This window comes from Pedococcus sp. P3_C7 (genome assembly GCF_056402615.1).
The window spans coordinates 45,008-68,925 of sequence record NZ_JBFUHC010000010.1; the positions used below are offsets into that span (position 1 = coordinate 45,008).

General features: G+C 71.0%; 13 protein-coding genes and 1 tRNA gene. 7 read left to right on the plus strand and 7 right to left on the minus strand.

The genetic code is table 11. From position 1 onward, the window contains the following. Positions 1-8: 8 nt before the first annotated feature. The 3 genes from AC1DS4_RS14440 (at position 9) to AC1DS4_RS14450 (ending at position 4,423) form a co-directional block, all read left to right on the plus strand. Positions 9-938 carry an ABC transporter substrate-binding protein gene (locus AC1DS4_RS14440; protein WP_477633538.1) on the plus strand — a complete coding sequence of 310 codons (930 nt, stop codon included), beginning with the start codon at positions 9-11 and terminating at the stop codon, positions 936-938. 255 nt (positions 939-1,193) lie between these two features. Further along, a complete protein-coding gene (locus AC1DS4_RS14445) occupies positions 1,194-3,626 on the plus strand; it encodes a LuxR C-terminal-related transcriptional regulator (protein ID WP_477633539.1) in 2,433 nt (810 codons plus the stop codon). Positions 3,627-3,661: 35 nt separating this feature from the next. Then, entirely contained in the window at positions 3,662-4,423 is a 762-nt protein-coding gene (locus AC1DS4_RS14450; RefSeq protein WP_477633540.1) for a lysophospholipid acyltransferase family protein, read from the plus strand. A 42-nt stretch (positions 4,424-4,465) separates the two neighbouring features. Here AC1DS4_RS14450 and AC1DS4_RS14455 read toward each other — a convergent pair whose 3' ends face one another. Next, positions 4,466-6,811, minus strand: a complete 2,346-nt coding sequence (locus AC1DS4_RS14455) for a (Fe-S)-binding protein (protein WP_477633541.1) — start codon at positions 6,809-6,811, stop codon at positions 4,466-4,468. Between the two features lie 227 nt (positions 6,812-7,038). On the opposite strand from AC1DS4_RS14455, the gene cysK reads away from it, so the two are divergent. Together cysK and cysE are read left to right on the plus strand one after the other, a co-directional pair. Beyond that, the gene (gene cysK, locus AC1DS4_RS14460) at positions 7,039-7,965 is read left to right on the plus strand and encodes a cysteine synthase A (protein ID WP_477614424.1); all 927 of its coding nucleotides are present in this window, start codon (positions 7,039-7,041) and stop codon (positions 7,963-7,965) included. 29 nt (positions 7,966-7,994) lie between these two features. Beyond that, the gene (gene cysE / locus AC1DS4_RS14465; RefSeq protein ID WP_477614425.1) at positions 7,995-8,594 is read left to right on the plus strand and encodes a serine O-acetyltransferase; all 600 of its coding nucleotides are present in this window, start codon (positions 7,995-7,997) and stop codon (positions 8,592-8,594) included. On the opposite strand, the gene AC1DS4_RS14470 is transcribed toward cysE, so the two are convergent. From AC1DS4_RS14470 to AC1DS4_RS14495, 6 genes are all read right to left on the minus strand, one after another. Then, entirely contained in the window at positions 8,555-11,080 is a 2,526-nt protein-coding gene (locus AC1DS4_RS14470; protein ID WP_477633542.1) for a CHAT domain-containing protein, read from the minus strand. The two genes, cysE and AC1DS4_RS14470, sit on opposite strands and share 40 nt — an antisense overlap. A gap of 41 nt (positions 11,081-11,121) precedes the next feature. After that, entirely contained in the window at positions 11,122-11,646 is a 525-nt protein-coding gene (locus tag AC1DS4_RS14475; RefSeq protein ID WP_477633543.1) for a hypothetical protein, read from the minus strand. Then, positions 11,643-12,236, minus strand: coding sequence for an RNA polymerase sigma factor (locus AC1DS4_RS14480; protein ID WP_477614428.1), 594 nt, complete (start codon positions 12,234-12,236; stop codon positions 11,643-11,645). The genes AC1DS4_RS14475 and AC1DS4_RS14480 overlap by 4 nt, the downstream gene beginning before the upstream one ends. Further along, complete coding sequence (locus tag AC1DS4_RS14485; RefSeq protein WP_477633544.1) at positions 12,236-13,960, minus strand: S8 family serine peptidase; 1,725 nt, start codon at positions 13,958-13,960, stop codon at positions 12,236-12,238. Before AC1DS4_RS14485 ends, AC1DS4_RS14480 begins: the two co-directional genes overlap by 1 nt. Positions 13,961-14,482: 522 nt before the next feature. Continuing rightward, positions 14,483-14,815, minus strand: a complete 333-nt coding sequence (locus AC1DS4_RS14490; protein WP_477614430.1) for a hypothetical protein — start codon at positions 14,813-14,815, stop codon at positions 14,483-14,485. Positions 14,816-14,874: 59 nt separating this feature from the next. Beyond that, positions 14,875-15,861 (minus strand): phosphotransferase enzyme family protein, encoded by a 987-nt coding sequence (locus AC1DS4_RS14495; RefSeq protein ID WP_477633545.1) that lies wholly within the window; start codon positions 15,859-15,861, stop codon positions 14,875-14,877. 141 nt (positions 15,862-16,002) lie between these two features. On the opposite strand from AC1DS4_RS14495, the gene AC1DS4_RS14500 reads away from it, so the two are divergent. Both AC1DS4_RS14500 and AC1DS4_RS14505 read left to right on the plus strand, forming a co-directional pair. Continuing rightward, a tRNA-Ser gene (locus AC1DS4_RS14500) sits at positions 16,003-16,089 on the plus strand. A gap of 236 nt (positions 16,090-16,325) precedes the next feature. Continuing rightward, complete coding sequence (locus AC1DS4_RS14505) at positions 16,326-23,897, plus strand: Ig-like domain-containing protein (RefSeq protein ID WP_477633546.1); 7,572 nt, start codon at positions 16,326-16,328, stop codon at positions 23,895-23,897. Positions 23,898-23,918: the final 21 nt, after the last annotated feature.

Here is a 23,918-nt window from a genome sequence, read left to right on the forward strand (position 1 = left end):
GCGGTTTCGTGAAGTTCAGCAAGATGACCCTGACGATCGCCACGGCGGCCGCTCTCATGGCCACCGCCGCGTGCGGCAACTCCGGTGGCGACCCGCTCGCCACCAAGACGAGCAGCGGCAGCTCCAGCGCAGCCTCGGACACCATCAAGGTCGGCTCGGCCGACTTCCCCGAGAGTGCCCTGTTGGCCGAGATCTACGCCGGGGCCCTCGAGGCCAAGGGCGTCAAGGTCGAGAAGAAGCTCAACATCGGTGCCCGCGAGGCCTACATCCCGGCTCTCCAGGACGGGTCGATCGACCTCATCCCCGAGTACACCGGTGTGCTGAGCCAGTACTTCAACAAGAACGCGAAGGCCACGGACAGCGAGGGCGTCTACACCGAGCTCAAGGCTGCGCTGCCGGCCACCCTCACGGTGCTCGACAAGTCCGCCGCCGAGGACAAGGACGCTTTGGTGATGAAGAAGTCCAAGGCCGACGAGCTCGGGGTCAAGTCGATCGCGGACCTCGCAGGCAAGTCCGACAAGCTCACGGTGGGTGGCCCGCCCGAGTGGAAGACCCGCTTGACGGGTCTGCCCGGCTTCAAGTCGATCTACGGCCTGGAGTTCAAGACCTTCCGTCCGCTCGACGCGGGTGGCCCGCTGACGCTGGCCGCCCTGAAGAACGGCCAGATCGACGCGGGTGACCTGTTCACCACCGACCCGAGCATCGCGGCCAACGACCTCGTGGCGCTCGAGGACCCCAAGAGCATGTATGCCGCCCAGAACGTCGTGCCGCTCATCACCAAGAGCAAGAGCAACGCGACCATCGAGGGAGCCCTCAACGCCGTGTCGGCCAAGCTGGACACGCCCACCCTGGCCGCCCTCCTCAAGGAGGTCGTGGTCGACAAGAAGGACGCCGACACGGTGGCCAAGGAGTTCCTGACGAAGAACAGCCTGAGCTGACCACTCGTCAGCCGTAGGACCCCGGACAGGATGAAGGCCGGGTGTGGTTTCCCCCCCGGAAGCCACACCCGGCCTTTCGGCGTGACCCCCCGGTCCGCCAATCCCAGATCCGCCGCTTCGGGAGGTGCCCCTCCGCGCCTCCCGTAACGTCGGATCCAGTGATCTCCGTTGTCCACGAGAGTGCCCGGGGAGGGTCGAGGTCGGCATCAGTGAAACCACCGATATTGGCCATCAGGTTTTCGATAGCCTGTCCGGGTGCTGACTCCGTGCGTGGGTCGCGACGAGGATCTCGATCGCCTCCGACTTCTGCTCGGCGGCAGTCGGTGGGTGACGCTGACGGGCGCGCCCGGGTGTGGGAAGACCCTCGTGGCCCGGCACACTGCGAGCAGCGCTCCGGCCGTGGCCTGGGTCCCCGCCCACCGACACTCGACGACGGAGTCGCTCGTCACCGCGTGTCTCGATGCCCTCGATGCCGAGGTGGCTCCCGGTGACTCGCCGACGTTGGCGCTCAAGCGAGCCCTCGACGGTCGCGACACGTTGTTGGTGCTCGACGGCGTGGACGCGATCGAGGGGCTCGGCGAGGTGCTCAACGACCTCGTCGAGGACGCCGAGGACTGGAAGCTCCTGTGCACCGCGACGACCGTGGCGGGGCGGCCCCATGAGCAGGTGATGAAGCTGACACCGCTGCCCGTGCCCTCCGCTCGGGGGGCGTTGGAGGGTCCGGCGCTCGAGCTGCTGCTGGCCCGAGTGGCCGCCGCTGGAGGGCGCTCCGTCGACCTCGACAAGCACGACGCCATCCTGCGACGGTTGTTGCGGGCCAGTGGAGGTCTGCCCTCGCTCGTGGAGCAGCTGGCCGTCCAGATCGCGCTCATCGGGGTCAGCGACGTCCCGCCGGTCGGGACCCTCGCCGAGGCCGTGAGACGGTCCTACGACCTGCTCGACGTCGAGCAGCAGCAGTGCTTCCGGCGGCTCGCCATCATCGGCCGCCCGCTCGGGCTCGATGTCCTCGCGGACGTGTGTGGCGTCAGTCGGCCCCAGGCCGTCCAGCTCGCGTCGGCCCTGGCTCGGCGCAGCCTCGTCGAGGTGAACCCCGACGGGAGCTTCGACCTCCTGCCACCGATGCGGGAGGTGGGTCGCGCCCTCGCCGAGGCCACGGACGATGCCCAGGAGTCGCTGACCGGCCTGCTCGCCTGGGCCGACCGGGTCATTCCGCAGGCCGTCAACGCGGGGTCCGCCGATGCGCCGTTCCTCAACCAGCTGGCCCTCGTGGACACCGCCGTTCGACAGGCCTGTGCCGTCGAAGCCACCCGGCCGCGCGGCTACGCCATCGCCAACCGGGCCTTTCCGTCCCTCTCGGCCGCCATGCGGGCCCGGGAAGCCCTGGACATGATGGACGCTGCACTCTCCAGCGGCGACGGGCCGCCGATCATCGGCTCGCAGCTGGCCCGCCGAGCCGGCATCTGCGCGTCAGAGGTGCGCGGCACCTACGAAGGGCTCCGCCTGCTGCACCGCTCCGAGGAGCACGCCAGTGCCCTGGACGGACCGATGCGCGACGTCGAGCTGGCCCGCACCGCGGCCATCCGCGCCGAGATGCACCTCGACGCCGGCGACCTTGCGGCGGCGCGCGCCGATGCCGAGCGAACCCTCGCCCTGGGCGGCGACGACCCCTACGTCATCCGTCAGGTGCGACGCACCCTCATGGACGTCTTCGTCTCGGCAGGCGACTTCGCGGAGGCCGAGAAGCTGGCGACCGTCATCGTGGACTCGCCTCCCCCCGACGAGGTGTGGATCGCGCTGTCCGCGCGCACGATGCAGGCCAAGATCGCCTGGGAGCAGGGGCGCCTGGTCGAGGCGGCCTCGTTGGCCCTGTTCGCCCGCACCCAGGCCGAGGAGATCCGCGAGGACCGCATCGCGCTGCTCGCCGACACCATGCACCGCATGGTCTCGGGTGAGCGGGGCCTGCCGGTGGACGCCGAGACGCTGCCCTGGGCTGTCCGGCTGGTCGTCCAGCTCCAGGACGCCCGCGAACTGTTGGCGGCCGGCGACGTCAGCCGGGCCGCGGGAAAGGCCGCCGACATCGTCGTGCTCGCGGACAGCAGCAAGCTGGGACGCGACGCGATCGAGGCGAGGCTGCTCGTGGCCGACGCCCTGATGTCCCTCGGCGAACCCGGGCAGGCGCAGGCCTCCTACCTGTCCGTGCTGCGGCGGGCGACCGAGGTCCCGATGCCGTTGCGGGCTGCGGACGCGCTCGACGGCCTGTCGGCGATCGCCGCGGAGACGGGCACGGCGGCATACCGGCCGGTTGCGGGGGCCGCGGCAGCGCTGCGCGTCAGTCGCCGCGCCGTGGGCCGCGACCGCCCGGGCGTCGTGTATGCCGCGGGGGCGATTCGCGACTGTCCCACCGGCTGGCTCGAGCGCGGTCAGTTCACCGCGCAGGGCGTCGCCGCGGTGACAGCCCTGTGTGCCGGTCAGGTCGCGCCCGAGGCGTCGAACTCGCCGCTGCACGTGTTGACCAAGGCCGAACGCGGCGTCGCCGAGCTCGTGGCTGAGGGGCTCACCAGCCGGCAGATCGCCGAGCAGCTGTTCGTGTCACCACGCACGGTCGATGCCCACCTGTCGCACATCTTCCGCAAGCTCGAGATCGCCTCGCGCGCCAAGCTCGCGGCCCTGATGGTCGAGATCGCCTGAGCATCCGCCTCCGGTCGCGGCTCCGAATGCCTGCCGTGCCGGACCTCACCTATCGCCTCGTCATCGGGCTCTGCCGCGGGTTGTTCCGCGCGCTCGACCTGCGGATCACGGTGTCCGGTGCCGATCGGCTGCCGGGCGCGGGGCCGGTGGTCGTCGCCGCGAACCACAGCAGCTTCCTCGACTTCATGTTCGTCGGACTGGCCGGGGCGCGACGGGGCAGGCTCGTGCGGTTCATGGCCAAGGAGTCGGTGTTCCGGTCGCGGCTGTCCGGTCCGCTGATGCGCGCGATGCGGCACCTGCCGGTCGACCGTGCGCACGGGGAGCTCGCGGCCCGACAGGCGCTCGGTGCCTTGCGGGCCGGTGAGGTCGTGGGGATCTATCCCGAGGCGACGATCGGGCGGGCGTTCGTCGTCAAGGACCGAGCCGACTTCCGGCGGGGGGCGGCCTACCTCGCCCTGGCGACCGGAGCGCCGCTGGTCCCAGTGGCGCACTGGGGGGTCCACCGCATCTTCACCGTCGACCGCCGCTACTCACTGCGTCGCGGCAAGGCCGTGGACGTGCTGGTCGGCGAGCCGCTCGTGCCGCTGGTGGGGGAGACCGCGGAGGCTCTCACCCAGCGGTTGCACGAACGGCTGGCCGCCATGGTCGACGAGCTCGTGGCGCGCTACCCCCAGCCGCCGAGCGATCTGGCCGGCGCCTGGTGGTGGCCCGCCTCACGAGGTGGCGGGGCGCCGACCGTCGCCGTCGCGTGGGAGCTCGACGAAGCCGCTGTGCGCAGGGCCGACACACCCCGCTGACGCGCGTATGCCGCGGGGCTTGGCCCCGCGGCATACGTCACCTCAGGCGACCGGCTGCGGCTCGGGGTCCGGTGTGGGCTCGGGCTCGATGGCTTCGGGCGCGGCCGACTGGGGGTCGTCGCGGCGCTTGACCGCGGCGAGCAGCATCTGGGCCACGTCGACGACCTCGACGTCCTCACCCTTGCCCTCGGACTGGGCGGCGGTGAGGCCGTCGGACATCATGACGCGGCAGAAGGGGCAGCCGATGGCGATCCGCTCCGCGCCGGTGCCGATGGCCTCCTCGGTGCGGTTGGTGTTGATCCGCGTGCCGAGCTTCTCCTCCATCCACATGCGGGCACCGCCGGCGCCGCAGCAGAACGACTTCTCCTTGGTGCGCTCCATCTCCCTGAGCTCGACACCGGGCAGGGCGCCGATCAGCTCACGTGGCGGGGCGTAGACGCCGTTGTGCCGGCCGAGGTAGCACGGGTCGTGGTAGGTCACGGTGGCAGCGGTGGAGGCGACGTCCTTGTTCGACGACTTGCCCGGCACGTCGGCGGGACGGGCGACGGGGACGAGCTTCTTCTCGCGGACCAGCCGGTTGAGCAGCTGGGTGTGGTGGACGACCTCGTACTTGCCGCCGAGCTGCGGGTACTCGTTCTTGATGGTGTTGAAGCAGTGCGCGCAGGTGACGACGATCTTGGTCGCGCCGGCCTCGTTGAGGGTCTCGACGTTCTGCTGGGCGAGCATCTGGAAGAGGAACTCGTTGCCGGCCCGTCGGGCGGAGTCACCGGTGCAGGACTCGCCGTCGCCGAGGATCGCGAAGGTGACCCCGGCCTGGTCGAGCAGCTCGGCCACCGCGCGGGTCGTCTTCTTGGCACGGTCCTCGTAGGCGCCGGCGCAGCCGACCCAGAACAGGTAGTCCACGTCGTCGGCGGACTCGACGTCCTGGCCGAGGATCTTGACCGGGAAGGGCAGGTCCTTGGCCCAGTCCAGCCGCGCCCGGGCCGCCATGCCCCACGGGTTGCCCTTGTTCTCGAGGTTCTTGAACAGCCCGCCGAGCTCGTTGGGGAACGCCGACTCGATCAGCACCTGGTAGCGGCGCATGTCGACGATCGCATCGACGTGCTCGATGTCGACCGGGCACTGCTCGACGCAGGCACCACACGTGGTGCAGGACCACAGCACGTCCTGGTCGATCACCGCATCGGGACCGTGCGGGTTGTAGGCGGCGAGGGGGTTCCGGATGTCGTAGCCGGTGTCGCCCACCAGCGGCACCTCAGCAAGCTTGGCCGCATCCTCGCCCAGGCCCTCGCGCTCGGACTCGGTGGCCAGCAGCCACGGGGCCTTGGCGTGCGCGTGGTCCCGCATCGCCATCACGAGCATCTTGGGTGACAGCGGCTTGTCGGTGTTCCAGGCCGGGCACTGGGACTGGCAGCGGCCGCACTCGGTGCAGGTGGTGAAGTCGAGCAGGCCCTTCCAGGTGAAGTCCTCGACCTTGCCGACCCCGAGCGCGGCGTCCTCGTCCATGTCCTCGATGTTCTCGAAGTCCACCGGCTCGCCCTTGACCATCATCGGCTGGAGCTCACCCAGGGAGGTGCGGCCGTCGGCGTGCCGCTTGAGGAAGATGTTGAAGAACGCGAGGAACCGGTGCCACGCCACACCCATCGTCGGCTGGAGGGAGATGGTGATCATCCACGCGAACGAGATGAGGATCTTCACCGCCGCCACCACGACGACGACCTTCTCCAGCGTGCTCACCGAGGCGCCGTCGAAGAGTCCGCCCAGCCAGCCCGTCAGCGGGTAGTGCAGTCCGTTCGCGTGACCCACCGCGGTCGTGCCGGTCGTCCCGCCGAGCTTCTCCAGCGCGTACTCCAGCGCTCGCAGGGTGATGATGCAGATCGTCACGCCGAGGATGGTCAGCTCGACGTAGTACGCCTGCCACCAGGTCGACCCGAAGAAGCGCGAGCGACGCCCACCCTCACCGGCGGCCGACCGCGGGTGGTTCTTCTGCCGGATCACCATGAGCGTGACGATGCCGACCAGCCCGGTCCAGGCGAACAACTCGGTGACCCACTCGTACAGGAAGAAGTGCCCGATCAGCGGGAGCGTGAAGTCAGCCTTGACCAGCTGGCCGAACGCGTTGAGCAGGGTGAAGAACAGCACCCCGAAGCTGATCATCGTGAACCAGTGCGCCACCGCCACCACCGGCAGCCGCGACATCCGGGTGTGCCCCAGGAACTCGCGCAGCAGCGTCACCGTCCTCGTGCCCTTGTCACCCGTGCGGGTGCCGTCCGGCTGACCCAGCCGGAAGACGGACAGGAACTGCCGGATGACCCGTGCGAACAGGGCGATCCCCACGAGGGCAACCACTCCACAGACGACGAGCGCGACGATCTCGAGCGCAGACATGGCGTCACTCTACTGGCCGGTAAGCGACTGCTTACCGGATTGTGAGCGGGCTCAAAGGCGAGTCGTATGCCGTGCGCGTCGTTCGCGACGCCCGCAGGGTGAGAGTGCGTTGCCAGATTGCATAACGATCTGTTGGAATACGCATAACGTCTGGTTCGCTGAACAGGACGAACGTCCACGTCCGCGCGCACGGCAGGCACGCGGCATACGAACGCAAGGAAGCGCGCATGCCCATCTATGACGACGTCACCCAGCTCATCGGCAACACGCCCCTGGTGCGGATCAACAGGTTGATCGACAGTGAGGCCACCGTCGCCGCGAAGCTGGAGTTCTACAACCCGGCCTCGTCGGTCAAGGACCGCATCGGCGTCTCGATCATCGACGCGGCCGAGGCGGCCGGTGAGCTCAAGCCGGGCGGCACCATCGTCGAGGCCACGTCGGGCAACACGGGGATCGCGCTGGCCATGGTGGGTGCGGCCCGCGGCTACAACGTCGTGCTCACGATGCCCGAGACGATGAGCAAGGAGCGCCGCGCGCTGCTGCGCGCCTATGGTGCCGAGCTCGTCCTCACGGAAGGTGCGCTGGGCATGAAGGGCGCCGTGGCGAAGTCCGAGGAGATCGCGGCCGAGCGCGGCGGGATCCTCGCTCGCCAGTTCGCCAACGAGGCCAACCCCGAGATCCACCGCAAGACGACGGCCGAGGAGATCTGGAAGGACACCGACGGCCAGGTCGACATCGTCGTGGCGGGCATCGGCACGGGCGGCACCATCACCGGGGTCGGACAGGTCCTCAAGGCTCGCAAGCCGGGAGTGCAGATCGTCGCCGTGGAGCCTGCTGAGTCGCCGATCCTCAACGGCGGCGAGCCCGGTCCCCACAAGATCCAGGGGATCGGCGCCAACTTCGTGCCCGAGATCCTCGACCGCACGGTCTACGACGAGGTCATCGACATCAACGCCGAGACGGCGGTCGAGTGGGCCAAGCGCGCCGCAAAGGAGGAGGGCCTGCTCGTCGGGATCTCCTCGGGCGCGGCTCTCGCGGCAGCCGACCAGGTCGCCAGGCGCCCCGAGAACGCGGGCAAGACGATCGTCGTCATCATCCCGTCGTTCGGTGAGCGCTACCTCTCGACGATCCTCTTCTCCGACCTGCTCGACTGACCGACCCGACCCAAGGTGGCGCTTCTTCCGTGACCCTCGCCCTGTATGCCCGGCGCGCGCGCAGCCGCATCGTCGACGACCTCGACGCCGCGATCGCCCGCGACCCCGCCGCGACGTCGCGCGTCGACGTCGCGCTGAACTCGCCTGGCCTGCATGCCATCTGGTCCTACCGGTTCGCCCACCGCCTGTGGTTGCGCGGCGGCTGGGCGAAGCCGGTGGCCCGCGTCGTCATGACGGTGGTGCGCTCGGTGACGGGGGTCGAGATCCACCCGGGTGCGGTGATCGGTCACCGGTTCTTCATCGACCACGGGATGGGCGTCGTGATCGGCGAGACGGCCGAGGTGGGAGACGACGTGATGCTCTATCACGGCGTCACGCTGGGCGGTCGTTCGTTGCAGCGTGTCAAGCGGCATCCCACCGTCGGGTCGCGGGTCACGATCGGGGCCGGAGCCCGCATCCTGGGTCCCGTCTACATTGGCGACGACGTGCAGGTCGGCGCGAACTCCGTTGTGGTCAAAGACGTTCCGGCTGGCGCGATTGCCACGGGGATCCCCGCGGTCATCCGGTTCCCGCAGGGTCACGAAGATCCCTATGAGGCGATGTTCAAGGATCCGGCCCTCTGGATCTGAGCGGGTTCCGGCCGCCAGTCGGTGCCGTAGAGGCAGAACGCCCCAGCGCCCGGGTGCTCGGTGAGCGTCGCGGCCAGGGCTTCGGACGCGGAGTCGCCGTCGGCCAGGTGGCGGTGGTAGCTGCCCATGGCGTCGGCAGCCGCAACGTCTGACACCGGTGCGACGGGGGCGACGACACTGCGAACGCCCAGCGCCATCAGCGCGGCCGTGAGCCCCAGGGGCTCGTCCCCGGGGCGTGGGTCGAGCCGTCCCACATCACACGCCGACAGCACGACGTGGTGTGCGGTCGCCCGTCGCGGGAGCTCGTGCGCGAAGACGGGGCCGTCGGCCATGTGCAACGAGGAGAACCACGGGCTCTGACGCTCGTGGGTGCCGTGCGCCGCCACGTGCACCAGGCCAGCGCCGGACAAGGCGTCACGGACGGTCTGCGCCGTCGCTCCCTCGTGACGGGTCACCAGGGCACCGACCCTCTCCCAAGCCGTGGTCACCGCGGCCGCCTCGGCGGCGGCGCGGTCGAGCCTCGGCCCCGTCAGCGTCGTGACCCGGAGCCGCTCCGCCGGGACCGCGTCCGCCGCGAGGAGCGGGGTGGACCAGCGGGTCACCGACGGGGCGATCGTGACCGGACGGCCCGCGAGGCTGGGCAGCATGCCCCAGGGCACCGCCATCAGGGTCCGCCCCGGCACCACGACGACAGGCCCCTCGGCCAGCTCGACGTCGCCGAAGAGCTGCTCGTCGAGCGCGGCCAGGGAGCCCGCCACCGCTCGGCCGACGGCCGCCTCCAGCGCTGGGTTGGTGGCGGCGAACGCGTGCGCGTGCAGGTCCCGCGTGAGTCGGTCCGCCAGGGCGGCGACCTCGGCGGCCGGTCCCACGTGGTGCAGCCGGGTCCCCCTGGGCGTCACCACCAGGACGTACTCCTGCCCGTCCTGCGCGACCCAGACCAGGGCCTGTTCGCCACGGGACCCGAGCAGGTCGCGAGTGACGGCATGTCCGACCGGGGCCACCGCAGCGGCCACCCCGCCGGCCTCGGCCCGTGACCAGTCCAGGCGGCTGACCTCCCACTCCAGCTCGGCGGCGCGGGCGCGCTGGCGGGCGCCCTCCTCGCCGGGGGCGGCTCCCTCACGACGGGCCTGGCGCAGCTCGGCGACCAGCTCGGCGGAGCGCCCGTCCTCCGGTGTGGACAGCAGGGGCAGGCGGTGGGACACCGCGCGCCAGCGCTCCACCGCGTCGAAGACCCGCACGGGCGATCCGCTCGCGAGGGCGTCGTTGACGTCGAAGTCCGCGATCCGGTGACCGTGCAGGGCCAGGGCCGACCGGATCTCGACGCTCTGGCTCGGTGCCTGGCGCCCGGTCAGCTGGTGCATGGCCGAGCGGACCACTCTCCGGGAAGTGGCTGTGTCGCCTTGTGCCGCAGCCACTTTCGCGATGAGCAGGCGGTCGTGCATGTCGGCGGCGAAGCCCTGGCGCACACGCCCCCTCAGCCGCTGCACGGCATACCCGGCCTCGTCGACGTGGCCTCGCAGCAGCAGCGCCTCGACGTGCACCCGCGCCGCGAGGCGCTCGTCGGGCATGACCGGCCGGTCGACGCCAGACCAGGGCGCGAGGGTGCGGTCGAGACCGCGGGGCACGACCCCCTCCGTCACGGCGACCCAGGCGCGCAGCAGCGCGGCGCTCCGCTGGCGCTCGATCGCTCCCCTGGCGCGAAAGGCGACCACGGCGGCGTCGAGGTGCTCGCGCGCGGTCGCGAGCTCGTCGCGCAGCAGTGCGGTCGTCGCGAGGTCGAGCCGAAGGTCGGCCTCCTCGAGGCGGTGGCCGTCGCGCCTGGCCTCGTCGAGCGCGCGGGTCAGGGTCTCTCGCGCCTGGTCGAGCAGCCCGACCTCGAGCAGGACCAGCGCCAGGTCGTGCTGAGCCCTCACCCGGCCGACCTGCACGTCCATCTCGTCGGCCTCGCGCATCAGGCGGATGGCCTCCGGGAGCCGGCCCGCGTAGTACTCGAGGCAGCCGAGGTTGTGGCGGACCTTGAACTCCTGCTCCACCAGGCCGTGCTCCACGCTGACCTCGAGCGCGGTCATCAGATCGGCACGAGCGGGCCCGAGCTCGAGCAGGGAGAGGTGGGCCAGGCCACTGTTGATCCGGGCCGCGACCTCTTCACCCGGGGCGAGGAGCCCGTCCGTGTCGCCGAGCCTGCCGAGGGCGCTGAGGGCCGACCGCCAGTCCTGGCAGGAGACGTGGACGACGGCCTCCTGGATCCAGCTCAGGGCGCGCAGGCGGGCGGAGTCGCTCTGCTCGCGGGACTCCGCCAGCATCGCCAGGGCCTGGTCCAGTCCGTGCAGCGCCAGGGTCGGCCAGGCCAGGGTGATGAGCAGCCGCGCTCGCGTCGACACCCGCTCCTCGCCGTCCAGGCGGTCCGCCAGCACGAGGGCGCGCCGCAGGCTGCGCTCGGCGTCGCGGAACCGGCCGATCTCGTTGAGGTTCCGAGCTCGGGCCAAGAGCTCGGCGACCTGGTGGTCAGCAACCTCGATGTCGTACCTCAGATCTCGATGGCGGGGGTGATGACCGGACGACTCCCAGGATCGTCCAGCCGGCGCATGACGAGGTGGACGAGTCCGCGCTCGACGGAGGCGAAAGTGAACCGGCCGGCGTCGTCGGTCGTGGTCTCCTGGGTGCGCGACCGCTCGCGCAGCTCGACGTGCGTGGGTCCCGTGGTGACCCACCCGCTCAGCCGCGCGCTCCCGCCGTCCACCATCTCGATGGTGATCATCGCGCTGAGCTGGTCGCTGGAGAACGTGATGGTGCCGGCGCGGTCGTACTGGGTGGAGCGCACCCCGGCGAGCTCGGCGGTCGTCGTCGTGATCTCGGCGATCTCGGCCTCGAGGGCGGCCACGGACATCGCGAACTTGGCCCGCTCGGCCAGGCCGCTGGGCACCGGGTCACTCGCCTGCAGGATGGTCCGGAGCGTCGCGAGGGCCCTGAGGTCCTGGTCGTCGATCTCACCGAGCGCGTCGGCCTCCCAGCCCTCGCCCATGGCCCCGCCGCTCACGCTGTCGCCGCTCATGACGTCGCCCATCCCGGGTCGCCGAGCAGCGCCCCTCGGAGCTTGGCCAGGCATCGACCGCGGGTGGGTCCGATGCTGCCGACGGGCATGCCGAGCGCGTCGGCGACCTGCGCGTAGTCGGGTCGGTCGGCGAGGGCGATGACCCGCAGCAGCTGCTGGCACCGCTCCGGCAGGTCCTTGAAGTGGCGCCAGAGCAGGCCCTGCTCCTGGCTGCGGACGACGACTTCGGCCGGCTCGTCCCTGGTCGTGGCTACCTCAGGCATCGCATCCCCCATGTCCTCTCGGACGTCCTCGCGCCGGGCCCGCTTGGACACGGCCCAGGCCTCGCGCCGGGTGGTGGTGAGCAACCACTTCAGCACGCCCTGGGGGTCGGTGATCCCCGACGCGTGCTGGACCAGCGACAACCACGTGTTCTGCACGACGTCCTCGGCCTGCGGGCCGCTGAGCCCCTGCGCCCGGGCGGTGTGCCAGAGCAGCGTGGTGGTGCTGTCCACCAGCTGCGACATCGCCTCCGGGCGCCCGTCCCGGTAGTCGGCGAACGCGCGCGCCGCCAGCTCGGCCAGGCTCCGGGTGCCGCCCTCGGCGTGCATCACCGTTCGCCTCCCTCGAGCGTCGCAATGGCCTTGGCCAGCCCCTCGACCCGCGCCTTCGAGAGCGCCTCGGCCCGAGCCGTCGGGTCGGTGGCCTCGCCCTGAGCCCTCGATGAGTCGAACCCTGCCCAGCCCTCGCGGACGAGCCAGGCAGCGAGGTCGCCGGCATACGCAGGCGCTGCGAACGACGTGCCGCTCCAGAGGGCGAACCCGCTCGAGTAGTCGTCGGGGTCGCACGATCCGCGCAGCGGGCGCCCTGCCGCGGGGTCAGCTGCGGCAGGCTGGACGAGGGCCGGCTGCAGGCTGCCGTTGAACGTGGTCGGCATGGTGCTCACGACCGCGGTCCCGCGCCGGTAGGCGCGGACCCAGTGGCCGGTGTTGGAGTAGACCGACACCGTGCAACCGTCCGGGTTGAACGCGCCGACACTCGTCAGGGGCACGTCGAAACCGCCCGCGACCGCAAAGGCCGCGGGGTAGAACTCGTGGTTCGTGCCGCCGTTCCCGGCCGCGGCCACCACCGCGACGCCGGTGCTCGACAGCGCCCTGAGGATGCCGCAGAACGCCGGCTCGTCGTCGAACGCCCCAGGTGTCTCGTGGTAGTACCCCAGCGACAGCGACAGGACGTCGATCGCCGGTCCCTTGTCGACGTCGGAGTGGGCGAGCAGCTGGCGGACGAAGAGGAGCCCGAGGGTCTCGACGAGGAAGGCCTCGTCGGTGACGCCGTCGCCGTGCATGACGGGAATGACCATCAGCGTGGCCTCGGGGCAGCGTTGCCGCACGACCCCGGCGATGAACGTGCCGTGCCCGGCCAACGGGTCGAGCAGGCCGTTGACCCGGTCGAGGGTGCAGCCGGAACCCTCGGGGTCGTCTTCGGTGCTGAAGCGCTCACCGATGGGGATCCCGTCGACGGTCACGTCCCGGATGACGCCGTAGCCGAACCAGGGGTGCTGCCCGAGTCCCGTGTCGAGCAGCGCGACGACCGGTCCTTCCGGGGCGCCCGCGTCATCGCACTCCGCCCCGTTCTCCGAGCCGTCTGCGGTGTAGCCCCCTGGTGCCGGCGCCGGACCACCCCAGACCACGGGGCACCGCGGCGAGGGCCCGCCGCCAGGCATCTGCACGTCCCCCTCGCCGACCCCGGAGCCGTACCCGACCCCTGACCCGTAGCCGACGCCCGAGCCGTACCCCACCCCGGAGCCGTAGCCGACACCCGAGCCGTAGCCGACGCCGGACCCGTACCCCACGCCGGAGCCGTAGCCCGACGCCGTCACGATGTGGCTGAGGCTCACCGACTTCGCCGACTCCGCGTCTTCGGCACGCAGCGTCTGCAGGATCAGCCAGGCGTCCGGGGCCACGACGGGACGGTCCGGCAACGGCGTGAACACCACCGTCGTGGAGATGGCCGCGTCGACCTGGTCCTCCAGCTCGTTCTGCCGCAGCAACGCCTCGAACCGCTCGTCCCGCTGGGCGTCGGCCGAGTAGCCGAGCCGCTCCGCGATCCCCTTCAGCGCGCTGATCGGACCCCGCGCCGACTGGGTGGCGAGGCCGCGCACGAGCAGGCGGTTACCGGCATACAAGGTGGGTGCGAGGGCGTCGTCGCCATCGAGCCGCACCGCCTTGGCGGGGTCGAGCACCCGCACGTCCAGGCGCCGCGCCGCCGAGCGAGGGATCGCGACCCAGGGTGTGGGTCCCGGCCCAGGGGGCGGCGGGGGGGCTGATGCGGCCATCGGATCTCCTGAGGGTCGTGCCGACCACGCGTGCGTTGTTCAGCGTAGTGAGGGAATGCGTCATCTGACAGGAGAACCAGACGGGCCCGTTTGATACCGGGCAGCCACCGAAAACTCTCCGCAAAAAATTCTTGGCCGGCGATGTATCAGGGCCCGTGGTGCCGACTCTTGTCCAGTGTCAGACCTGGTCGGGGGACCGAGGAGGACACAACGGAGAGGACGCCAATGTCGTGCAGGACCTGTCGCAGGGGGCGACGGGTCCCGGCGACGAAGGACCGCTGGTCACAGGGGTGCCAGCGGGCTGGTCGGCAGTTCGTGGGGGCGTGCGGCCGACCCGCCCTTCGGGGCGCGTCGCCGGGTGGGTCAGGTTGTGGAAGGTGCTGGTCAGGGGTTCCCAGCACGCGCCCAGCCGGACCTCCTCGGCGACGCCGTTGAGTCCAGCAACACAGAAGCGGCACGGCATACCGGAACTCCGTATGCCGTGCCGCTTCCTTTGGTGTGCCGGTTGCGGTGCGCCCGCGGTCAGGGCAGCTTGCCCGGCCCCGGTCCGAAGCCGGTGGTGTCGGCGTGCAGCCGCCCATCGGTCCCGCGGTGCAGGGTCTCCGGGAGGTCCTCACCGGTGAGGCGCTCCTTGGCGCTCGCGCCGGCGGTCTTCGCGACGTCACCGATCTTGGCCGCCACGACGGGCGCCTGGTCCTTGACGACCTGCTTGACCGTGTCGACACGGGACTGCACGGGGGCACTGCCCCAGACGCGGTCGGTCTGGGCCTTGATCTGCTGGTAGCGCTTCTGACCGGCCTTGGCCCCGAGCACGTAGCCCGCAGCGAGACCGGCGAGGAAGGTGAGCTTTGCCATGGTTCGCATCCTTTGGTCGGTTCCTTCGACCTTAACCCACGGCCCTACGAACGTGCTGGTCAGCGGCCTGCCCGGTGGACGGCAGCAGGATCATCAGCCGCCCCCAACAACGATTCGAGCAGGTCGCGCGTGTGCGGCTCGTCCAGCACCTCCCCTATCCACGCCACCGAGTCCGCGCGGTGCGGCGAGCGGGGGTTGGGTTGCAGCCAGTCGGTGGCAGCCATCTCGGTGATGTGTCCGAGCTGCGCGATCAGCATCGAGAAGTGGCCGCGTCGGCTCACCCTGGCCGGCCCGCCGGCCTCCCGGTAGGCGTTGACCAGCGCTCGCGTCCGACCGGGGTCGGAGCGGGCAAACTCGAAGAGCACGCACCCGAGCTCCTGGCTCGGATCGGCCGGCCCGCTGTTCTCCCAGTCGATGACACACACGTCGCCGTCAGAAGTCGGCAGGACGTTGTCGGCCCAGAGGTCGCGGTGGCAGGTCGCGAACGTCTGCGGTGGTTCGATCCAGGACTCCAGGGCGACGAGCTCGTCACGCAGATCAGACAGTCGGCGAGCGAACGGCGCTCCTGCGTCCTGGAGCTGTTCGACGAGCCGGTGCCAGCGGTCGGCCCCCACCGGCTCGCGGTACCACGGGTCGATCTGGTCCGGGTGCGCGACCGAGAGGGTGGTGTCACCGAGTGAGACCTTGTGCATGGCGGCCACGAGCTCGCCGACCCGCTCGGGATCGAGGTGGGTGTCGGGTGCACCCAGGTCGACCCACTCGTACACCCGTGCCTGACCCCCGCGAATGGTGGCGAACACCGTTCCGTCCGTGGTGCGGCGCACCTGCGGAGTCGGCACGCCTTCGGCATGGGCCGCTTCCTGGAACGTCGTCGCCAGACGCACGTCGTCCTCGGTGGACTGGCGGAAGGGCACCTTCACCGCCCAGCTGCCGTCTGCCGTCTCGAGCCGCCACACGACGCCCTGCTTGCCGCGCGCGACGGGGCCGTCGGAGAGTCTCGCTGCGCCACCCAGGGCGAAGCGTTGCGCCAGCGCCCGCGCATCCATCCGGCCATTCGAGCACGCCATCGACGAGGAGGCGACTGCTGGGGGAGGACCGGCCCGAGGGGTCCGCGGAGTGGTCGGGCGATGCCCGGCCGGGACGGGCGATACCGTGTCCCTGGTCGTGCGGGTATGCCGCGTGGCCGAGGAGGGCTCGCATAGTGGCCTAGTGCGGCGGTCTTGAAAACCGCTATGGGGTTACACCCATCGTGGGTTCGAATCCCACGCCCTCCGCGCGAACGATCCGGGGGGCCGTCAAGTCTCGCAGCGCGATAGCCACGTGCTCCGCTGCCCGCAGGTGCGCCCGGTTCCGTCGACTTGGGTGGCCTGACTAGCCACAAAAGTGCAGGTCAGCCGGTGTATATGGCGTAGGAGCGGTGCGCGCTTGGGGTGATCTGTCCTGCCCCTGTCCGTCGCTAGGTTCGCGACCAACGGCCTTCGCAGTGGTGGCCGGGCACAGGAGGTGCGACATGTTCGCAGGGGCAGCTGGCAAGCACCGGGACCACTCTCCGTTCAGCCGGGCCCGACGGATCCTGCTCGGAATGGCCCTCGTCGCCGGCTTCACCCTCCAGGCCGCGCCCTCGGCATACGCCTCCCCACCGACCGCTCGGACGTCCACCATCACCACCCGCGAGGGGGTGGCGTCGTACGTGTTCCTGCACGCCGTGGACCCCGAGACCGACCCGCTGACCTACGCCGTCGTCAGCCCGCCGAGCCACGGGTCGGTGGACTCGTGCAGCCCGGGCTACTGCCTCTACACCCCGACCCCCGGCTTCGTCGGCGTCGACTCCTTCACCTGGACGGCGAGCGACGCCTCCTCGACCTCGAACGTCGCCACGGCCACCGTCACGGTGACCAAGAACGTCACGCCCTTGGCGCTGAACCGGAACCAGCCCGTGCGACAGAACACCCCGGCGTTCTTCTACCTCGACTGGAGCGACGTCGACTACACCACGTTGACCTTCGAGGTCCTGACCCAACCGACCCACGGCACCCTCAGCGGTTGCGAGAGCTCCTACTGCACCTACACGCCGGACGCCGGGTACGTCGGGTCAGACAGCTTCACGTGGCGGGTCAGTGACGACCTGGCCACCTCGGGCGTCGCCACCCAGACGCTGTCCGTCTTCGACAACGTCGCCCCGGTCGCCACCGACTCCAGCGACTCCGTGCGCGAGTCCAAGCAGGAACAGGTCCTGGTCGACTACGCGCAGCAGCCGGGCGAGACCCTGACGTTCTCGGTGGTCGACAACCCCCAGCACGGCACCGTCAGCTGCAACACCTACTACGGCGTCTGCTTCTACGAAGGATTCCCCGGCTACACAGGACCCGACAGCTTCACCTGGCAGTCCAACGACGGGCTCCTCGACTCGGGGGTCGCGACCGTGAGCCTCACCGTTCGCCCGAATGCCGCCCCAGCGGCCCTGGACCGCACGGTCGTCGCGCAGGGCGTGACCAACTTCTACCTGAACTCCACGGACCCCGACCTCGACCAGCTCACCCTGGCTGTCGTGAGCACCCCGTCGCACGGAACTCTCGACTGCACCACCACCTTCTTCGACTACTCCTACTGCACCTACACCCCGACCGGCGGCTACTCGGGGCTCGACTCGTTCACCTGGCAGTCGAGCGACGACCTCGCCTCGTCGCGGGTCGCCACGACCACCCTTCGCGTGGGCAACGACGGCACCCCGGTCGCGGACAACTACGCGACGAACACCTACCAGGGCAATGCGCTCGCGCTGGGCTTCCCGTTCACGGACACCGACAGCGGGACCTTCGCGGTCACGATCCTCACCCAGCCGACCCACGGCACCCTGACAGACTGCGCCATCCCCCTGAACGGGTGCACCTACACCCCGGGTGCGGCCTACTCGGGTCCGGACAGCTTCACCTGGCGGGTCAGTGATGGCACGTCGAGCTCCAACCCGGCCACCATCTCGATCGACGTCCTGCCCAACGCCGTACCCGTCGCGAGCGACACCTCTGTCGAGATCCGCGAGCGCACGTCCGCGCCGCTCACGCTGCCCGGCTACGACCCCGAGAGCGCGACCAGCACCTTCGCCGTCCTCACGCCTCCGAGCCATGGCTCCCTGACGTCGTGCGCCACCGGGCAGTGCACCTACACCCCGACGGGCAGCTTCGTCGGGCTGGACTCGTTCACCTGGCGGCTGAGCGCGGGCGGCGGCACCTCGCGCACCGCCACCATGACGATCCACGTGAACCCCAACAACGCCCCGCGGGTCTTCGGCCAGTACGCCGAGATCAACGAGGACACCGCGACGTCGATCGGGCTGAGCTGGACCGACGACTTCTACTACGACACCCCCACCTTCACCGTCGTCAGCCAGCCGTCCCACGGCACCCTGACGGACTGCTCGACCGGGGGTGGCGGCTGCGTCTACACGCCTACGCTGGACTACCGCGGTCCGGACTCCTTCACCTGGAAGGTCAGCGACGGACTGGACGAGTCGGGTGTGGCGACCTACTCGCTGTTCGTGGTGCCGATCTCGACCCCGGTGGCGATCAACACCACCGCGACCGTCCGGCAGGACCGCACCACTGCTGTGCCGCTCAGCTGGTCCTCCCTCAGTGGCAACCCCACCTCCATCACGGTGCTGTCGGCGCCGGCCCACGGGTCCGTCAGCTGCGACGTGAGCTCCTCGTACTGCACCTACTCGCCGACCACCGGCTACACGGGTGCCGACTCCTTCACGTGGCGGCTCAACGACGGCTTCGCCGACTCCAACACCGCGACCGTGTCGATCACCGTGGAGGCCAACCACGCGCCCGTGGCCCAGGACCGCACGGCGACCACGCCGTCCAACACCGCGGTCGTCGTCACGCTTGCGGCGACCGACGCCGACGGTGACGCGATGACGTATGCGGTGCAGTCCGGTCCGAGTCACGGCTCGCTCAGCGGGTGCACGCTCGTCAGCTCGTCCTTCACCCAGTGCACCTACACCCCGGCGGCGGCCTTCGTCGGCGACGACTCGTTCACCTACAAGGCGAGCGACGACCTGGCGACCTCCGCGGCCGCCACCGTGACGATCACCGTCACCGGGCAGCCGCCGCTGGTGAACGCGGGCGCGGACAAGACCGAGACCGAGGGCTCGCCGATCTCCTTGACCGGCACCGCGAGCGACCCGGACGGCCAGGCCCTGACCTACCAGTGGTCCGCCACCCCAGGGCCAGGCGTCGACGCTGGTGCAGGCTGCTCGTTCACCGCCTCGACGTCCCTGAACACCTCGGTGACGTGCACCGACAACGGCACCTTCACGGCGACGTTGACGGCCAGCGACGGCGGCTCGAGCACGAGCGACTCGGCCGTGCTGACCATCGCCAACGCCAACCCGAGTGTCTCGATCACGGCGCCGCTGGCCGGCGCCCAGGTCGACTTCGGCGTGGCCGTCCAGGTCACGGCACCCATCACCGACCCGGCCGCCAACGACACGTTCGGCTGCAACATCGCCTGGGGCGACGCCACCACCACGGCGGGCGCCATCGTCGCCGGGGCCTGCACGGGCAGCCACACCTACGCCACGGCCGGCGACAAGACCATCACCGTGTCCGTCAACGACGACGACGCGGGCACGGCCAGCGCCAGCGTGACCATCACCCAGAAGGCCCAGGTCAACCTGCCGCCGACGGCCAACGCGGGGACCGACCGCACGGGCTCGGAGGGCGCACTGGTCTCCCTCACCGGTTCGGGCACCGACCCCGAGGGCGCGACGCTCACCTACGCCTGGTCGTATGTCGTGGGCGCAGGGGTCGATGCCGGCACGTCCTGCTCCATCACCTCACCGACCTCGGCCTCGACGACGGTCAGCTGCACCGACGACGGCACCTTCACCTTCACCCTGTCGGTGAGCGACGGCGTGAACCCGGCTGTCACGGACACGGCGACGGTGACACTGGCCAACGCCAACCCCTCCGTCGCCCTCACCAGCCCGAACGTGGGCGCGTCCTACCAGGTCGGCGCACCGGTCACGGCCCACGCCACCTTCGGGGACCAGGGGTCCCACGACACGCAGACCTGCTCCATCGACTGGGGTGACGGCACCACGACGCCCGGGACGGTCGTCGGCGCGTCCTGCGACGGCACGCACAGCTACACCGCGACGGGCACCCCCACCATCACGATGACCCTCACCGACGACGACGGCGGCAGCGGCTCTGCCTCGCGCGGCACCACCATCACGCCGCAGCCCAACCTGGCCCCGACGGCGGACGCCGGCGCCGACCGCACCGGCTCCGAGGGCACCTCGCTGACCCTGCTGGGCTCGGGCTCCGACCCGGAAGGGCTGACCCCGACCTACGCCTGGACCTACCTCGCCGGTGCGGGTGTCGACCCCGGCACGAGCTGCTCCTTCGGCTCAGCGACGTCGGCGTCGTCCTCCTTCAGCTGCACCGACGACGGCAGCTTCACCGTCACGCTGAGCGTGAGCGACGGGGTGAACACCACGACCGACTCGGCGACGGTCTCGCTGGCCAATGCCGACCCCACCGTGGCGATCACGACGCCTGACGTGGGCACCAGTACCCCCATCGGCACGTCCGTGCCGCTGCACGCGGTGCTCGGCGACGCCGGTTCGCACGACACCCACACCTGCTCGATCGCCTGGGGGGACGCGGTCACCACGACCGGGACCGTGACCGGCGGGGCCTGCGACAGCAGCCACACCTACGCGGTGGCAGGGACGCGCACCATCACGGTCACCGTGACCGACGATGACGGCGGCACCGGCACGGCCACCCGCGACCTCACCGTGACGAACGCCGCTCCCACGGCGGACGCGGGCGCGGACCGCACCGGCTCCGAGGGGGCCCTGGTGTCCCTGACCGGTTCCGGGTCGGACCCCGAGGGCGTGTCCGTGACCTACACCTGGACGTATGCCGCGGGCGCCGGCGTCGATGCCGGCGCACAGTGCGGCTTCAGCGCGCCGTCCGCCGCCACGACCCAGTTCAGCTGCGACGACGACGGCACCTACGTCGTGACCCTCGCCGTCAGTGACGGCGTCAACACGACGACCGACACGGCCTCCGTCGTGCTGGCGAACCGGGACCCGTCGGCCTCGATCACCGCACCTGCCGACGGCGCGGTCTTCACGACCGGCCAAGGCGTGTCCCTCACCGGCGCGGGGGCCGACCCCGGTTCGCACGACGTGCTGACCTGCTCCATCGCCTGGGGTGACGGGACGACCGGTGCCGGCGTGATGAGCGCTGGACAGTGCACCGGGACGCACCCCTACGCGACGTCCGGCGCCAAGACCATCACCCTGGCCATCACCGACGACGACGGGGGCTCGGCGCTCGCGACCGTCGGCATCACGATCACCGACCAGCCGAACCAGCCGCCGACCGCCGACGCGGGCGCGGACCGGTCCGGCACCGAGGGCTCAGCCGTCACCCTCACGGGTTCCGGGTCCGACCCCGAGCAGGCGCCCCTCACCTACGCCTGGACCTATGCCGCTGGCGCAGGTGTGGACGCCGGCGCGACGTGCTCCTTCGGCTCCCCGACGGCCGCCAGCACGACGTTCACCTGCACGGACGACGGCAGCTACACCGCAACCCTGGCCGTGAGCGACGGAGCCAACCCGCCCGCGACGGACACCGCCACGGTCGCCATCGGCAACGCCAACCCGACCGTGCACGTCACCGCGCCGGCCGGCGGCGCGGCATACACCGTCGGTGACACCGTCTCGGTCTCGGCGACGACTGGTGACGCGGGCGCGAACGACACCCAGTCCTGCTCCATCGACTGGGGCGACAGCACCTCGACGGCCGGCACGCTCGCCGGCGGGACCTGCGCCGGGCAGCACGCCTACGCGGCGGCCGGCCCGCGCACCATCACCGTGACCGTCACCGACGACGACGCGGGCAGCGGCAGCGACTCGGTCGCCGTCACGGTCAGCGCCGTGGTGACCCAGCCTCCGACGGCCGACGCCGGAGCAGACCAGACGGGCACCGAGGGTTCCGCGGTCAACCTCAGCGGTTCTGGGTCGCAGGCTGACGGCAACCCGCTGACCTACCACTGGTCCTTTGCGGCGGGCGCGGGCGTGGACAGCGGTGCGGACTGCACGTTCGGGTCTGCCGGCTCGGCCGCGACGACCTTCCGCTGCACCGACGACGGGACCTACACCGTCACGCTGAGCGTGGACGACGGCGTGCACAGCCCCGTGACCGACTCCGCGACGGTGACCCTGGCGAACGCCGCGCCTACCACCTCGATCAGCGCCCCCACAGCGGGCTCGGAGTTCGCCATCGGCGCGACGGTCTCGGTCTCGGCCGCGGTGTCCGACGCGGGCGCCAACGACACCCACACGTGCTCCATCGCCTGGGGTGACGGCAGCACCGGCACCGGCACGGTGACCGCCGGCACCTGCTCCGCGTCCCACTCCTACAGCGGGTCGGGATCGCGAACCATCACCGTCACGGTGGTCGACGACGACGGCGACACCGGCAGCGACAGCGTGGGCATCGTCGTGGCTGCCGCCCCGGTGAACCAGCCGCCGAGGCCCAACGCGGGCGACGACGCCACCTCCACCGAGGGCTCCCCGGCGCACCTGTCCGGATCGGGATCCGACCCCGAAGGTGCGTCGCTGACCTACCTCTGGACGTCCGCCCCGGTCTCCGGGACCGACGCGGGTGCGACCTGCACGTTCAGCGCTGCACACTCGGCGGCGACCGATGTCAGCTGCACCGACGACGGCACGTTCGCCCTCACCCTCACCGTCGACGACGGGACCAACCCGCCAGTGTCCGACTCGGCTGCTCTCGTCGTCACCAACGCGGACCCGACGGTCCGGGTGACGAGTCCCGCGACAGGGGCCGAGTTCCCCACTGGTGCAACGGTTTCCGTCGCGGCGACCACGGCCGACGCGGGCAGCAACGACACGCGGGCCTGCTCGATCGCATGGGGTGACGGCACGACGTCGCCCGGTAGCCTGGCCGGCGGGGTGTGCACGGGCAGCCACGCCTACGCCACGGACGGCGCACGGACCATCACGGTGACGGCGACCGACGACGACTCGGGCACCGGCTCCGACACGGTCGCCATCGTGGTCTCGACGAGCAGCGTCAACCTGCCGCCGAAGGCCAACGCCGGCGCCGACAAGTCCGGCACCGAGGGGTCGAAGCTCACCCTCACGGGCTCGGGCAAGGACCCCGAGGCGGCCCCGCTGTCCTACCGCTGGACGTATGCCGCCGGCCCGAACGTCGACGCAGGCGCCACCTGCGCCCTGGGCACGCCCACTGCGGTGAGGACCACGTTCAGCTGCACCGACGACGGCACCTTCACCGTCACGCTCGCCGTCAGTGACGGGACCAACCCACCGGTCACCGACTCCGCGGTCGTGACGCTGGCGAACGCCACCCCGACCGTGCGGATCATCGCGCCGGACTCCGACTCGAGGTTGCGCGTGGGCCAGGCGGTCCAGGTCTCGGCCAGGGTCTCCGACCGCGGCAGCAACGACGTGCTGACCTGCTCGATCGGCTGGGGCGACGGCACCACCACGGCTGGGACCGTCAGCGGTGGCCGGTGCACCGGGAGCCACACCTACTCCACGGCCGCCGAGCGGAACCTGACCGTCAGGGCCACTGACGACGACGGCGCCACGGGCAAGGACTCGGTCTGCGTCACCGTGCGGCCGGTCAGGGCCAACCGGGCTCCCGTGGTCGACGCCGGGCTCGACCTGACGGCCGCGGCCGGGACCGTGGTCCGACTTCAGGCCAGGGTCAGTGACGCGGACGGTGACCCCCTGACCTACGCGTGGACCCTGCGGTCGGACGGCGCGATGGGGTGCACCTTCCGGGCTGCGACGACCGGCCCGACCACCAAGGTCGCGTGTGCGGCGGCGGGAACCGCCTGGGCCACCCTCACCGTGTCCGACGGCGTGAACGCGGCCGTCTCCGACACGGTGCAGCTGACCATCCGACCGGTGGCGTGCCCGGAGGACCAAGGTGGCACGGCTCTCGCGGCGACGGGACCGACCGCCGGAACGTCTGTGGTGGCCGGTCGTCGGTCACGTCGGGTGGCCGTCTGACGGCGACACGCCCGAAACCGG